The following is a 14,208-nucleotide window of genomic DNA, read 5'->3' as shown; positions in this document are numbered from 1 at the left end:
TCCCGAAGGAACCCGGTTTTTTCGCGGGCGCTGCGAATGAAGTATTTTTTAGAAACTGCCAATGTTCGTCTGAAACGAGTTCTACAAGCCTTTGTACGCGCCGCCGTCCACCAGGATGGTCTGGCCGGTGATGTAGGAGGCGCGCTCCGAGGCCAGCCAGACAATGGCATCGGCCACTTCCTCCGGACGCGCGATGCGGTTGAGCGGCGAACCGGCGGCCCAGCGCTGGAAAATTTCCTCTTCGGAAACGCCGAGCGCCTCCGCCTGGCTGCGGGCAAGCTCTTTCAGGCGGGCGGTCCCGGTGTAGCCCGGCGCCACATTGTTGACCAGGATGCCGTCTTTGCCGAACTCGTTGGCGAGACTTTTCACCAGACCCACCACGCCGGTGCGCACCGCATTGGAGAGCACGAGATTGTCCACGGGCTGTTTGACGGTCAGCGACGTGAGCGCGATCAGCCGTCCCCATTTTTTCTTTTGCATGTGCGGGATCACTTCGCGGGCAAAGTGGACGACGCTGAGCAGGTTGAGCGCGACAGCGCTTTGCCAGTCTTCGTCGGTGGTGGCCAGAAACCCTTTCGCCGGCGGGCCTCCGGCGTTGGTGACGCACACGTCCACGCCTCCATACCGTTCGGCGACGTTGGCGACGAATTGCCGGACGGCGGCGGCGTCGCGGACGTCCAGGCCCTCGCAGTGCACCGGGACCTTATGCTTGGCGGCGATGGTACCGGCGGCCAGGCGCAGGCTTTGTGTGCTGCGCGCGCAAATGGCGAGCTTGCAGCCTTCGGCGGCAAACGCTTCCGCCGTCGCCCGGCCAATCCCCTGGCCGGAGGCGGCGACGATGACAACCCGATCTTTCAGACCGAGATCCATTGGTAATTTGTAATTGGTAATTTGTAATTGTTGTGGTCGGGCCAGGAGCGCCTTTCCCTAGCCAGAACCTGCAAAATTACAAATTACAAATTGCAAATTACAAATTATGCCGTCGGCTTTTCCGGGCCGGCCTGCACCACGAACATGCCGCCGGGCCAGCCGGGCTGGATGTTGTTCTTCTCGAAGCTCTCCTTGATGCGGCGGCGAAGTTCACGGGTGACGGCGTACTGGGTGCCGGGGCGCGTCTTCACCAATAGCAAGTAATCCACCTCGGCGCCGCTGACGCGCTCAATGCCCGGTACCTGCGGGTCGGAGATGAGCATCCCGGAGAAGTCGGGATCGCTGCGCACCTCTTCGCCCACCTCCTTGAGCACGCTGATGACTTTGTCGCTGTTCTCGTTGTAGGCGGCGGAGACGTGCAAGGCCACCTGCGCCCAGTCGCGGGTGAGGTTGGAAACGACGTCAATCTTGCCGTTGGGCACGGTGGAGAGCGCGCCCTGGTCATCGCGCAGCAGCGTGGCGCGCAGCGTCATGCGTTCCACCGTGCCGGTGATGCCGGCGACGCGCACCGTGTCGCCGACTTCGTACTGGTTCTCCATCAGGATAAAGAAGCCGTTGATGACGTCGTGCACCAGGGTTTGAGCCCCGAAGCCAATGGCAAGCCCGGCAATGCCGGCGCTGGCCAGCAGCGGTCCCATGTTGATCCCGAGGACGGGAAGAATCTGGAGCAAGGCCAGGAATAGCAGCACGAAAACGCCCGCGCTGTAGACGATTCCGCTCAAGGTGCGCAATTGCTGGGCGCGCAGGCCGGTGGGCAGGCCCTTGATTTCGCCGAGGGAGCGCAGGCGTCGTGTCAGCGCCTTCAGCAGGCGGATGAGCACAAACGTGACTACGACAATGACCAGGAGCTTGGGGGCGTCCACGCGAAGGAAGTTCAAGGCGTCGGCGCGCCAGTGCTCGATCAGTTGCCCGACAGTCTGGATGGAGGGCTCAGCCATGCGTGTAAGTGCGCGATTATAGCAGCGCGGCACGCCGCGTTTCTTGCTGGCCGCGGTTCATCCTATAATCGTGGCATCCCCGCTTTTATGAGGTTACTGTGAGGCAAGTATTTCTGCTCGGCTTCGTTCTCCTGGTTGCTGTCGGCTCGGGAAGCTCGCAAGAGCGCGCCGGCACCGTCGGACGCGGCGGCGACGGCGATAGCGGCAGCGCCGATCCGCAGTTCCGGCAGCGGCGCAACGAAGTCGACCCTGCCGAAAAACAAGTCGACCCTGCCGAAAAACAGATGGAGCGCGACCGCGCCAAGCGACTGAACAAGGACCGCCAGGCAGCGATCAAGCGCGACACCGATAAATTGCTGGCCCTGGCAACCGAATTGAAAGAGTACGTGGACAAATCCAACGAGCACGTGCTCTCGCTCGATGTCGTGCGCAAGGCGGAGGAGATCGAAAAGCTCGCCCACCATGTCAAGGAGAAGATGAAGGATTAGCGGCGGCGCCGTCCCGACCCGAATGTTCGCCGGCAGAAAGAAGCGCAGCGGGAAAGCTGCGCTTTCTCGGTAGGCGTCGCCGACGCTTCAGTTCGGATTGGGGGAGGGCTGGATGTCGTACTGGCGAATCTTGTAAAGCAGCGCCTTGTAACTGATCTTGAGCAAAGCCGCGGCTTTCTTGCGGTTCCAATTGGTCTCCGTCAGGGCGTGGCTGATGGCTTCCATCTCGGCTTCGTCTTTCACGCTGCGGACCAAGGACTTGAGACCGTTGCTGCCGGCCGCGCCGGCTCCACCGCCGCCGGATGCGCCGGCCAACGCCTTCTCCCCGGGCGGCGCCAGTTCTGCGATCGCCATCTGTTCGTCGCCTAAGACAAGGTAGCGCTTGACGAAGTTGCCCAGCTCACGCAGGTTGCCCGGCCAGCCGTAGCGCTCGCACGCCTGCATGAGCGACGGCGTCAGAGGAAGCGGCGGGCGGGCGTAGCGTTCCGCCACCTGGCTCATGAAGTGCTTCAGCAGCAGGGAGATCTCTTCCTTGCGATCGCGCAGCGGAGGCACCGTGATGGTGAACCCGTTCAGGCGGTAATAGAGGTCCTCACGCAACTTGCGGGTGGCGATGGCTTCCTGGATGTTGATGTTGGTGGCGGCCAGCACCCGCACATCCACTTTCTGCACGGTGCGGCTGCCGAGGCGGGAGAATTGCTGGTCCTGCAGCACGTGGAGAAGCTTGGCCTGGAGCGAGGTCGGCATTTCCCCGATTTCGTCCAGCATGATCGTGCCCTTGTTGCACAGCTCGAACTTGCCGGGCTTGGCGTGGGTCGCTCCCGTGAAGGCGCCCGGCTCGTAGCCGAACAACTCGCTCTCCAACAGGTCCGCGGGCACCGCCGCGCAATTCACTTTCAAAAATGTGCGGTGCGCGCGCGGCGAATACTTATGGATCATCTTGGCGATGACTTCTTTGCCGACGCCGCTGTCCCCCAGGATCAGCACGGGGATATCGACGTTGGCCACCAGCTTCGCCTGGGAGCGAATCTTGCGCATGGACGCGCTGCCGCAGACGAAGAATACGTCGTCGCCGAGGTCTTCGATTTCGCCCTGCGGCAGGATTGCGTTGGCGTCGCCGCCGATGCACTGCTGAATGACGGCTTCCAGGTCGTTCTTCTGAAACGGCTTGGTGAGATAATCCTGCGCCCCGAGGCGGATCGCCTGCACCACCTTGCGGGTGTCGCTGACGCAGGAGAGCATGATGACTTTCAGTTGCGGGTAGCGCTCGCGCATCTGCTCCAGCGTCTGCAGTCCGTCCATGCCGCCGGGCATGAGCACGTCCAGCAGCACCACGTCGGGCGCGCCCTTCTGCAACTTCTCCAGGGCCGCCTCCCCGCTGGGGGCGGTATCGACGTTGTAGGATTCGACTTCGAGCAGCGTCTGCAGGTAGCGCAGCATGCTCGGTTCATCGTCGACCACAAGGATTCGAGGCGAGTTCGCCATCACGTCTGCAATTTGCCTTTCCGGCCAGAACGCTTGATTCTACCCGCGATTATCCGTACTTGAGAGGAAGAACGAAAGAAAACTTGCTGCCGCAACTGGGTTCGCTTTCCACCCAGATCTTGCCGCCGTGGGCCTGGACCAGGCGCCGCGCAATGCCCAGGCCCAGTCCCATGCCGCCGCCGTTCATCTCCCCATTCGGAATCTGAAAAAAGTCGCCGAAAATCTCCTGGTGAAACTCGGGCGGGATGCCGGGCCCGGTATCGGCCACGCTGACGCGCACCGAATTGGGCACCGCAGCGGCTTGCCGGCGTCGTTCGCGAGCCTGCGGCCGCGCCTCCAGCGAGCGCCGCTCCCACAACTGCGGTTCCGCATTCAACCACACCGTGCCACCCGGAGGGGTAAACTTCAAGGCGTTTTCCAGCAGGTTGGAAATGACGCGCTGGATGCGATCGTAATCGAAGGGAAACGGGCGCAAATGTTCGCTCGGCAGATAGTAAAAGGCAACCCCCTTGGACTGAAAGCGCGGCATCCAGAAGCTGCAAATCTCGGTGAGACAGCCGTGTAAATCGCGCGGCTCGTCCAGTTGCAGGTTGAGATTGCCGGTTTGAATCGCGCTGAAGGTCAGGAAGTCGGTGATCAGCCGGTGCAGCCGCTGGCTGCTGGAATTCATGTCATCGAGGCAGCGGGATTGGCGATCGGTCAGCGGGCCAAGCTTGCCGCTCATGAGCAGTTCAATGTATCCGGAAACCACCGCCAGAGGCGTGCGCAGATCATGCGCCGCGGTGGCCAGGGCCTGCGCGCATCGCCGATAGTCAATCTCCAATTGCTGGTACGCGCGCTCCAAGTCGCTGCCCACGGGGCGAACCTTCGGTTCACCGTTATCACCGCGGGCAAGGTGCGCGTCAGCCCGTTTTGCGGGCGCGGCGGCTGCGTTGTCGGCGCGTTCAGGCATGACACACGTTGGTCGGCAGCCTTGGGGGGAGAAAGGAAGATGCAGGCAGCTTCTTTCTTCAATGATCTTAGGAGAATAGCAGGATGAAGTCAATCAATCGGTGCAAGTAATTTCCTTGAAAGTCGCAAAAGGTTGCCGTATTTACAGATGAGGTGCGCCGAGATTTTATTGTAAGCAAGCCATCTGTTTATGCGTAAATAGCTGAATTCAAGGTTGTTATCCTCAATTTCCACGTTATTTGCAGGCTTTTACGTGTTTGGCACATGGTGTGCGCCTAGACGCACAGGAAAGCGTGCGATGACTAAGTCTGGTCCTGAGCGACGGAAGCACCAGCGTCTCCCCTTATCGATACCGGTGTTTGTCCGTGGAGTCGATCAGGACGGGAAGGAATTCCTGGAATTTGCTACCGCGCTAAACATCAGCGCCGGAGGCATCCTGCTGGCGACCAGGCGCAGCTTGCCGCGTTCCACCAGCCTCTCGCTGGAGATTCCGGTGGCGCCCCTGCCTCCCAACACGATTTCCCCGCAGTCGGTGCGCAGCCTGAAGGCAAAACTGGTTCGGATCACTCATGGCGAACGATGTCATTTGCTGGGCCTCAAGTTTAACCGTCCGCTGCACGATACTGCAAAAGGGAAAACTGCTTCCGCATAGGAAAACACTTTCTCACATTTTGCGTCTTCTCCTCGAGCGCCCGGAATCCAACAGACAATTCGAAATAGGCTAAGTTGCTGGAAACAAATATTGAGTAGCCTGGTGGCGTAGATTCCATCCTGACCTGTACACCACCAAGGTGGTTGAAGGGTTTGGCGGCTTGAGTGCAGGAGAGAGTAGCAGGTCAGAGGAGTCTGGACTAGGGGAATGAGCCGAATTATGTCTGCTGCTGGAGCCCCGTTTTCCATCGATCGCTCGTTGCCGGTACCTCCGGATGCGGTGATGTTTGGCAACACGCGCGCCATGCAGGCCGTGCGCGAGCGGGTGCAGAAGGTCGCCAGCTCCAACCTTCCGGTGCTCATCCAAGGCGAAAGCGGCACCGGAAAGGACATTATCGCGCGCATGATCCATCATCTGTCGGCTTGGTCCAACGGGCCGTGGGTGAAGGTGAACTGTCCGGCCATTCCCGGCACCTTGCTGGAAAGCGAATTATTCGGATATGAGAAAGGCGCGTTTACCGGGGCGTATGCCAACAAGCCCGGCCGCGTGGAACTGGCCAACCGCGGGACGTTGTTCCTCGACGAAATTTCGGAACTGGATTTCAGCCTGCAATCGAAGCTGCTGCAGGTTCTGCAGGACGGGCAGTTCTGCCGCATCGGCGCGCAGGAAGACAAGAAGGTCGAAGTGCGCATGGTGTGCGCCACCAACCGCCACCTGGAGCACGAGGTCGAAGTCGGACGATTCCGCCAGGACCTGTTTTACCGCATCAACGTCGTGAACATCCAAATGCCGGCGCTGCGCGAACGCGCTGCCGACATCCCGGCGCTGGTGCAGTACTTCCTCGACCTCTACAACGAAAAGTACAACTCGCGCGCGCGTCCTCTCTCGGCGCAACTGCTGACGCAATTGCAGCGTTATCACTGGCCGGGCAACATTCGCGAGTTGGAGAACCTGATGCGCCGCTACGCCATCCTGGGTAGCGAGGAGGCGATCACCTCCGAGCTGATGCCGCGCAAGCAGCAGATCTACGACGACGATATCTCGGTGGATGGTCCGATTTCCCTGAAGAAGGTGACCCGCCAGGCGGTGCTGGAGCTGGAACGCAAGATCATCCTCAAGGTATTGCAGGCGAATCACTGGAACCGCAAACGCGCCGCCCGCGCGTTGAGCATCAGCTATCGCGCGCTGCTGTACAAGATTCGCGACGTGGGACTACCGGCCGTGCGCGGGCGCAATCGCCCCGACGCCCCTTCCGACGCCCCGATCAGTTAAGAGTTCTGTTTGCGCATGCTGCTTCGCCCACCGGGGTGAAGCAGCTTTTTTTTGCGCACATGGGAATGTGATGGCCGGCGGTTGCCGCGCTTCCGTTTCGGCGATAGCATTCGCCTGCAACCGGCCGGCTGCCGGGAGGTCCTATGACACATCAGCGATTGAGGGCGATCGTGCTCCTGGTGGCACTGCTGGCGCCGCCTTTGTGGGCGCAATCCAGGATCACGATTAAGGCGGGCACCCCCGAAGACCAGGAGTTACAGGCCATCTCGAACCAGGGCGACGCGCAGAAGCGGACCGCGATGCTGGAGGAGTTCGTGCGCAAGTTCGCGGCGAATCCGGCCGCCGTTGCCTACGGCAATTGGCAACTGGCGCAACAGTACGTGACCGCCGGCGATCCGCAAAAAGCGCTGGCCTACGGCGACCAGGCGCTGGCCGCCATGCCCGATGTGGTGGAAATCCTGGTCTCGCAGGTGGACGTCGCGCAGCAGCTCAAGGATTCCTCCAAGGCAGTGGATTACGCGGTGCGCGGCGCTGCCGTAATCCATGGCATCGACAAGACGCCGAAACCAGCCGAGATGACGCCGGAAGATTTTGCCAACCAGATTGCGACCCAGAAAGAGGCGTTGCAACCGAGCTTTCACTACCTGGAAGTTGCCGCGTACAACGCCATCACCTCCGAGCAGGACGCACGCAAGCGCATGCCGGAAATTGAAAAGTATTTGGGCGCTTTTCCGGGATCGCAGTTTGCCGAACCGCTGGCAACGCTCGGTGTCGTGACCCTCCAGGAGATGAAGGATTCCGCCGGCCTGGCCGCCTTCGGCGACAAAATGCTGGCGCAAAATCCCAACGACATCCGCTTATTGACGGTGCTGGCGAGTGCCTATTCAAACAATCCCGATCTTATTGCCAAAGCCGGCGCGTACGCCCGGCGCGCGGTGGAGTTGCAGAAAACGCAGCCCGCAGCCAGCCCCACCGAACGCAAGCTGGCGGGCGTAGCGCACTCGGTGCTGGGGCGCGTCCTGTTGCAGGAGAATAAGATTCCGGCCGGTGCCGCCGAACTCAAGACTGCGACTGGTCTGTTGCAGGATTCTCCCGAGGACCTCGCGGGCACGTTGTATTTCCTGGGGTTCGCCTACGCCAAGATGGAGCGGGCGGCGGACGCGATCAGCGTATTGACGCAGGCCGGCAACATCCAGGGTCCCTATCAGCAACCGGCGCGCGACTTGCTGGCCAAGATCAAGGCGGCACGGACGAGGAAATAAGCGCTGGCCTGCCACGTCAGTTTACGCATGTGACGTTTGCAGCATCGTAGCCGACGGCCGCCTGTCGCGTGAGCCGTTGTGCGAGGCCGCGAATCGCATGGTACGCTCGTGCCGATGAGCACATCTGATCGCATACTCCCGCCGCTGAAGATGACCGTCGCTGATGCGAAGGCGAAGATCGAAGCGCAGATCGCGGAGGGCGAGCAATTGCGTACGAGCGTTGTAGAGCACACATGGGACGCTCGGAATGCATTCGAGGCGGACAAGAAGGTTTGGACGGACTACACAGCCGGATTGCTATCTACGATCTTCGACTCCGATGAGCCGACAATGCAATTCCGCAGCGAAGCGGGTGCGGGCATCAACTCCGGTAACATCTATGACTTTATCCGCAGCGACCGCGATGCCATCCGCCGCGGCATCACGCTTCTCCGCTCCCTTGCGAAACGCCTGAACCTGATCCCGCAGTCATCCATAAGACAAACGATCCCCGTTCCAGTGATCGCGGTCGTTGCCGGCGTGATCAGTGGGTTCTACACCCATGCGCAGATCGACCGGCTCATGCGACAGGCGGGCATTCCAGGCGAAGTACCAGTTGGCAACAAGGTCGATAAGACGCGCGAGTGGCTGCAACGCGCCAATACGTCAATGCCCGATCCGCGGGCCGCGCTTGGCACCGTGCTGACGGAATTCATGGAAGTAGACGCACCGGGCGCATCGACGGACGATCAAACAATGGTGCGCCTCCGCGTTCATAACGTGCTGAAGAAGTGCGGATTGACGTATAGGACGGGCGGTCAGGTGGTGCGCACGGAGACCGGCCCTGCGAGCCGCGCCTTGCAGGACATCATCCGTTCCCACGATCTTCCGAACATCGAGGCCGAATTCGAGAGAATTCTCAGCAACGTCGAGAAGGACCCTCCAGCGGCAGTTACGGCGGCGTCGGCTCTACTGGAGGCGCTGTTTCAGCAGTACATCACCGACAAAGAGCTTGAGATGCCGTGCGACAAATCAATCAAGCCGCTCTGGAACGTCGTCCGCAAAGACTTGCATCTCGATCCTGCGGGTGTCGGCGACGAAGACTTACGTAAGATTCTCAGCGGGATGGCGTCGATTGTGGATGGCGTCGGCTCACTGCGGACGCACAAGGGATCGGCGCACGGTCAGAGCGCCAGGGGATACAAGCTGAAGCCGCGACATGCACGACTTGCGGTACACGCGGCATCGACGCTGGCCACGTTCATCATTGAGACATGGGACGAACGGAGAACCTAACAGGCGTGTTCTAAGCCTTCATCTCCACTCCCCAACTCCTCGACTCCAGCGCCTGATCCCGGAATATGCCAAGGCCGAACGCAGCGCCGAACAGCGCTTCGAGGATCGGATCAATTGTGTTGGCGAATTCTACTGGCGAAAACGTGAAGTGCCAGTCAGTGACCGATGATGATCCGTCCCGCTTGACAGGGTAGCGGAAGGCTTCTGAATGCGGGTCGAAGCGCTCAAGCTCGCGGATGATGCCATTGACCTGCGCCCCTGTCATGCCGACATGCGAGAAGTCGTACCGCCAGCCAACAGCCTTGAAGATCTCCCGCAGCTTGGGTATGTGACTGACGACGGAGTGCTTCTTGAATACGTCGCATGATTTGAGCTTTGGCGAGTCGAGCAGCACAGCGAGATCATTTCCAATGACGAGAATTCCTTTGACGATCAGTTCAAGCGCATGGCGGTAGTTAAAGACGATGGGGTACGCCTCCAAGTCGCTCCAGCCGCGTTTGCCGGCGAACTCGCGCACCAGGACGCGCGCTGCCCGGTGATACTGCTCTCCGATCAGCGCAAGCTCCGATGCTGGCTGGCCGGCCCAGTTCAGCACGACGTTGGGCCAGCCCAGCTTGAACAGCCGTCGAGTGGGTTTTCGTCGCATGTGTCGAGTGTACAGCGTTCTGCTTCGCAGGCCATCTCCTGACGTTATTTCACCGCCAGATAAACTAGATTAAGCCCCGCGACGGTTAACTCCAGCAGCTCACGATCATACCGCCGGGCGACATCGTGCTTGCCCGCAGCCTCGGCGGCGCGGGCTGCGCCTCGCACCGCATGGAATCGGTGCGGCGCGTTCTTCAGCGCAGCTTCATATTCCTGGAAAGCCTGCTGCGGGTGGCCGACTTCCATCAGCAAGTCGCCCAGGAGTTCGCGCGCGGGCAGCACCGGACCCGGGGTCACCGGATGTTTTTCGGTGGAGTCTTCCAGTTCGGCCGCCGACCGCAGCAGCGACACCGCACCGTCGTTGTTCTTTTCGGCATGCGCCAGCCACGCGGTTGCCTCGCGACGCTGGATTTCCACCTGCGTGGCCCAGTCGTAGCCCTGCTTGTTCAGCGCCAGCTTGTCGCGGATCGCCTCCAGTTCCTTGAGCTCCGCGCGCGCCAGATCGAAGCGTCCGGTGTGGGCGGCGCCCATGGCGCGTGCCCAATGGGTGATCGCCTGCGTTTCCGGAGTCGCCGAAGCGTAAGGCTGCAAGGCCGCGGCAGCGTCCCAATCGCCGCGCTCGACAGCGAACCGTGCCGGGATTGCGGCTGCGGCGTAGAACGAAGTTCCCGTCGGCTGCACCGATGGCAGGCTTGTCAATTCGTTCAGCACGCCCTCCGCTTCCCGGTCCCGGCCTTGTTGCAGGTAGGCATACATCAGGTAATCCATGGCATGCAGTTGCTGATCCCAGGCCGATGTCATGTGCGTAGATTGTTCGAATTGCTTGGCCGCTCTTTCCGCCGCCACATTGGAGGTGATGGAATCCTGCCACAGTCCCAGCCGGGTAAAGATGTGCGACGGCATGTGCAGGGCGTGCGGCACCGACGGAGCGATGCGCGCGTAACTGCGCGCCGCCAGCAGCGCGTCCTTGGCGAGTCCCGGGCTGTCGAAGCTGTGGATGATGTAGTGCGCCGCCCCGGGATGGTCGGGCTGCTCGGCGAAGATCTTTTCCAGGATGGCGCCGGCCTGGTGCTGGTCCCGGTATGTCTTGTCCGCCGGCGAGGCGGTGGCCAGCAGCGACAGCGCGTAGAATGCCGCCACCTCGTTGTCCTTGGGAAAGTTCCGGTGCAGGCGTTCCATCACCATGCGATAGTTCATGGCGCGGGTGCGATGGTCGATTTTGTCGTAATCGGTGTAGAAGGCGCGCAACGCGACGATATAGCCAGTTTCACGGCCGGTCTGAGTATCCAACGAGGCGGCCTTCGCGATGGCGGCGGACCCGTTGCGTAAGGCGTTGGCGTCCGGCAAGTACCACAGCGGACGCCACCAGGTCATGGCCTCGCCCCAGTACGCCATGGCGCACTTGGGGTCCTGCCTGGCGATGGCGGTGAACTCCGCCAGTGCCTCCTCATACGCAAAGGAGTGGAGCAATGCGACGGCGTGCGGGAACGCCCGCTGTGCCGGCGCGGAACAGGTGACATCGAAGTGCACCTTCCCCACCTTGTCCAAGGTCATGGCATGGCCGGCATGCGAATCGTCGGCCGCAAGCGCTGAAGCCAGGAGAAAAACAGAAATCAGAAGGAAGAGCCCCCGTGTCTTGCCCATACCTCCACCCCCACCCGGTGCGCGAACTTTAGCCGTTAGATGTGGATGGGTCAAGCGCGGACTAGTGTTTTATGAGTTCGTCGGAGAGGAGGTGGGCCTTGAGCGCGAGGTTGTACGCGCGCTCCGTATCCCCATCCTTGATCGCATCGCGCGATTGCTGCATGTAGCTGCGGATGTGCTGCACCATCGCTTGTTCCTCGGCATTGAGGGCGCGCGAAATGCTTTTCACGTTGTAATCGGCGGCTTCCAGCAGTTGATTGGTGTTCATCTTCTGGTGGATCGCCTGGTCGTGCGGCATGCTGGCGGAGAGCTGCGGCGTGGCCGGCTGCGTGCCGCCCTCGGTGACCACGGTTTTCGAGGGCTGCTTCTCGGCAGGCTTTTCCACGGGTTTATCCACCGGCGGCGGAGGGACGGCCTTTCTCGCCGTATGACGGGGTTTGGTTTTGGGCTTCGGGGCCGGGGCTGTGGTGGCAGCGGGCGCGGGTTCCGGCTGCGTTACCTCGGGTTGCGGACGATTGGGCTCGGACGTGGCCGGGACTGGAGGCTGAACTTCGGGCTCAGGCTGCGAGATCGCCGGCGCCTGTGCCTGGGGCGGTGGGACGGCGGGCTTCTTCTTCTTGCATCCGCCCAGTGCCAGCATGGATGCAAGCAGTATGCCCGCGACGGTGGCGCGCGCGATTCGCATAGTGCTGTTCTAAATCCCTTTCCACATCTCGCGCAAGGAAATCACGATGCCTTGACTTCCTGCGTGTCGGCGCCCTGCTGCGAAGAGGCCGCGTGAAGCTGCCCGGTGGCCGGAAACCGCAGATGAAACACCGTCCCTTGACCCGGCTCGGATTCGAATTCCACCGATCCGTTGTGCAATTGCATGACGCGATAGCTCATGGCCAGGCCGATTCCGCTACCCGACTTCTTGGTGGTGAAATACAGGTTGAAAATCTTGTCGCGGACCTCCGGCGGGATGCCCGGCCCCTGGTCGCGGACCTCGATTTCGATGGCGTCGTCCTCACGCCGCGCCGCCAGGTTCAGCGCGCCGCCGCCCGGCATCGCCTGGATTCCGTTCAGGGCGATATTCAAGACCGCCTGTTTTACCAGATCGGTATCGGCCTTCACCACCAGCGGTTCCGCCGGCAGTTCGCATCCGACGGTGACCCCGTGGCGCGCGGCTTCCGGTGCGGCCAGCAGCGATACATCCTCCACCACACGGCGCAGGTCGGTGTCGCCGAGCCGGAGTTCCACCGGTTTGGTGAAGTCCACCAGCGTCTGCACCACGCGATCCAGGCGCTGGATTTCGCTGCCGATCACGTCCATGTGGCGCTTCGATTCGGGATCGATCTGCTTGATTTTTTCCCGCAGCACCTCGAGGTGGACCATGATGGCGTTGATCGGATTCCGCACCTCGTGGGCGACGCCCGAGGTCAGGCGTCCGATGGCGGCCAGGCGGCGTGAAAGCTCGATCTCGTCGCTAATTTGCCGCACCGACTCGGCATCGCGCATGGTCAGCAGCGCCCCGATCTTTTGCCCGCCTTCCTCGATAAAATCGATGGACACCTGCACCCGCCGGCCATTCTCGGCGGCGACCTCGCGTTGCTCGACCGGGCGGTGCTGTTCGAACGCCTCCAGGACGGTGCGGCCCAGGCGCGTGTTGCGGGTGAAGATGTCGGTAACGCCGCAGCCCAGGATTCGGCTTCGTTCTCGGCCGACGAAGGGTTCCGCCGAAGCGCTGACCAGCACCACGCGCGCGTCCTGGGTGAACAGCATCAGGCCGTCCTGCAGGTTGCCCATGATCTGGTCGAGGTTCTCCTTCAACGCGGAGAACACTTCTTTGACGTCGCGCATCTGCTGGCCCAGCCGGTCAATCTTGGTGGTGACCAGGCCGTACTCGTCATAGCGGGCGGGGCTCTTGGCGGAAACGGGCTCAATTTCTCCCGCCGTTATGCGGTCCAGGCGCTGCCCGATCGCTTCCAGCGGCCGCAGCGCGAAATGAGAAAGCACGGCCGCCAGCAACAGCGAAACCAGGATGGACAACGCGGCAAACTCCAGCGCGTGCGTGATCTGCGGCTGCAGTTCGCTTTTCAGAAACACAGTGGAAAGCCCGACGCGGATCTGGCCAAAGGGCTTGCCGGCGCGGCTGAGCGGGAGTCGGACTTCGTACACTTGGGGCTTGCCGAACACGATCCGCATCTGCTGCCGGAAGCCGCCCTTCACCACCGTAGCAAAGTCCGGCCGCGATGGCGCCAGCTTGCCCTGCGCATCGGAATCGGTGTGCAGCAGCGCCCGCCCGCTGATGTCGGTGAGGGCGGCATCGTAGATTGTCGGCGAGTAACCGACGATGGATTGCAGCAGGGAATTGAGACCGGGATCGGTCTGCAGGCTGTCCTCGATGGCGGCTTCGACCGCCTGGGGATCGTCCGGGTCCACGCGCGCGTTGCTGAGATCGAGTTCCAGCGCCTCGCGCGCCCCGTGGTAAATCTGGTGCGCGGTGAAGTCGCCGCTCTGGTACGCCTCGCTCACCCGCTGCCGCAGCATCTGCGACACGTAGATATAGGACAGCGTTGCCACCAGCGCCACCACCATGGCGCTGATGCCGATCACCAGCTTGGTTTTGAGCTTTAAGCGCATGAGTCTTCAGTCGTCAGTCTCCAGTCGTCAGGAAAGGCCGGCGC

Annotated in this window: 13 protein-coding genes; 5 read left to right on the top strand and 8 right to left on the bottom strand. The window is 61.6% G+C overall.

From position 1 onward, the window contains the following. Nucleotides 1-81: 81 nt before the first annotated feature. Both LAN70_16820 and LAN70_16815 read right to left on the bottom strand, forming a co-directional pair. Nucleotides 82-870: an SDR family oxidoreductase gene (locus LAN70_16820; GenBank protein ID MBZ5512812.1), complete on the bottom strand. Its 789-nt coding sequence runs from the start codon at nt 868-870 to the stop codon at nt 82-84. A 104-nt stretch (nt 871-974) separates the two neighbouring features. Further along, on the bottom strand, nt 975-1,868 hold the full coding sequence (locus LAN70_16815) for a mechanosensitive ion channel family protein (GenBank protein ID MBZ5512811.1): 894 nt from the start codon (nt 1,866-1,868) through the stop codon (nt 975-977). A gap of 98 nt (nt 1,869-1,966) precedes the next feature. Here LAN70_16815 and LAN70_16810 point away from each other — a divergent pair, with 98 nt between their 5' ends. Next, the gene (locus LAN70_16810; protein MBZ5512810.1) at nt 1,967-2,356 is read left to right on the top strand and encodes a hypothetical protein; all 390 of its coding nucleotides are present in this window, start codon (nt 1,967-1,969) and stop codon (nt 2,354-2,356) included. Nucleotides 2,357-2,443: 87 nt separating this feature from the next. Here LAN70_16810 and LAN70_16805 read toward each other — a convergent pair whose 3' ends face one another. After that, entirely contained in the window at nt 2,444-3,841 is a 1,398-nt protein-coding gene (locus LAN70_16805; protein ID MBZ5512809.1) for a sigma-54 dependent transcriptional regulator, read from the bottom strand. 49 nt (nt 3,842-3,890) lie between these two features. Continuing rightward, nucleotides 3,891-4,793, bottom strand: a complete 903-nt coding sequence (locus LAN70_16800; GenBank protein ID MBZ5512808.1) for a HAMP domain-containing histidine kinase — start codon at nt 4,791-4,793, stop codon at nt 3,891-3,893. 354 nt (nt 4,794-5,147) lie between these two features. Here LAN70_16800 and LAN70_16795 point away from each other — a divergent pair, with 354 nt between their 5' ends. The 4 genes from LAN70_16795 (at nt 5,148) to LAN70_16780 (ending at nt 9,253) form a co-directional block, all read left to right on the top strand. Next, nucleotides 5,148-5,444, top strand: coding sequence for a PilZ domain-containing protein (locus LAN70_16795; protein MBZ5512807.1), 297 nt, complete (start codon nt 5,148-5,150; stop codon nt 5,442-5,444). Between the two features lie 219 nt (nt 5,445-5,663). Beyond that, nucleotides 5,664-6,716 (top strand): sigma 54-interacting transcriptional regulator, encoded by a 1,053-nt coding sequence (locus LAN70_16790; protein MBZ5512806.1) that lies wholly within the window; start codon nt 5,664-5,666, stop codon nt 6,714-6,716. 143 nt (nt 6,717-6,859) lie between these two features. Next, nucleotides 6,860-7,978 carry a hypothetical protein gene (locus tag LAN70_16785; protein ID MBZ5512805.1) on the top strand — a complete coding sequence of 373 codons (1,119 nt, stop codon included), beginning with the start codon at nt 6,860-6,862 and terminating at the stop codon, nt 7,976-7,978. Nucleotides 7,979-8,056: 78 nt separating this feature from the next. After that, nucleotides 8,057-9,253, top strand: coding sequence for an abortive infection family protein (locus tag LAN70_16780; GenBank protein MBZ5512804.1), 1,197 nt, complete (start codon nt 8,057-8,059; stop codon nt 9,251-9,253). 10 nt (nt 9,254-9,263) lie between these two features. On the opposite strand, the gene LAN70_16775 is transcribed toward LAN70_16780, so the two are convergent. From LAN70_16775 to LAN70_16760, 4 genes are all read right to left on the bottom strand, one after another. Beyond that, nucleotides 9,264-9,899, bottom strand: coding sequence for a hypothetical protein (locus LAN70_16775; protein ID MBZ5512803.1), 636 nt, complete (start codon nt 9,897-9,899; stop codon nt 9,264-9,266). A 44-nt stretch (nt 9,900-9,943) separates the two neighbouring features. After that, a complete protein-coding gene (locus LAN70_16770) occupies nt 9,944-11,542 on the bottom strand; it encodes a hypothetical protein (protein ID MBZ5512802.1) in 1,599 nt (532 codons plus the stop codon). A 61-nt stretch (nt 11,543-11,603) separates the two neighbouring features. Continuing rightward, entirely contained in the window at nt 11,604-12,227 is a 624-nt protein-coding gene (locus LAN70_16765; protein ID MBZ5512801.1) for a hypothetical protein, read from the bottom strand. A 41-nt stretch (nt 12,228-12,268) separates the two neighbouring features. Beyond that, nucleotides 12,269-14,164, bottom strand: coding sequence for a PAS domain-containing sensor histidine kinase (locus tag LAN70_16760; GenBank protein ID MBZ5512800.1), 1,896 nt, complete (start codon nt 14,162-14,164; stop codon nt 12,269-12,271). Nucleotides 14,165-14,208: the final 44 nt, after the last annotated feature.

It is taken from the genome of Terriglobia bacterium (assembly GCA_020072845.1).
Lineage (GTDB): Bacteria > Acidobacteriota > Terriglobia > Terriglobales > Acidobacteriaceae > JAIQGF01.
This window is presented reverse-complemented; position numbering and strand designations above follow the sequence as displayed.

Coding starts and splice junctions, on each gene's coding strand:
- LAN70_16820 (MBZ5512812.1), bottom strand. CDS start 870: ATGGATCTCGGTCTGAAAGATCGGGTTGTCATCGTCGCCGCCTCCGGC.
- LAN70_16815 (MBZ5512811.1), bottom strand. CDS start 1,868: ATGGCTGAGCCCTCCATCCAGACTGTCGGGCAACTGATCGAGCACTGG.
- LAN70_16805 (MBZ5512809.1), bottom strand. CDS start 3,841: ATGGCGAACTCGCCTCGAATCCTTGTGGTCGACGATGAACCGAGCATG.
- LAN70_16800 (MBZ5512808.1), bottom strand. CDS start 4,793: ATGCCTGAACGCGCCGACAACGCAGCCGCCGCGCCCGCAAAACGGGCT.
- LAN70_16790 (MBZ5512806.1), top strand. CDS start 5,664: ATGTCTGCTGCTGGAGCCCCGTTTTCCATCGATCGCTCGTTGCCGGTA.
- LAN70_16785 (MBZ5512805.1), top strand. CDS start 6,860: ATGACACATCAGCGATTGAGGGCGATCGTGCTCCTGGTGGCACTGCTG.
- LAN70_16775 (MBZ5512803.1), bottom strand. CDS start 9,899: ATGCGACGAAAACCCACTCGACGGCTGTTCAAGCTGGGCTGGCCCAAC.
- LAN70_16770 (MBZ5512802.1), bottom strand. CDS start 11,542: ATGGGCAAGACACGGGGGCTCTTCCTTCTGATTTCTGTTTTTCTCCTG.
- LAN70_16765 (MBZ5512801.1), bottom strand. CDS start 12,227: ATGCGAATCGCGCGCGCCACCGTCGCGGGCATACTGCTTGCATCCATG.
- LAN70_16760 (MBZ5512800.1), bottom strand. CDS start 14,164: ATGCGCTTAAAGCTCAAAACCAAGCTGGTGATCGGCATCAGCGCCATG.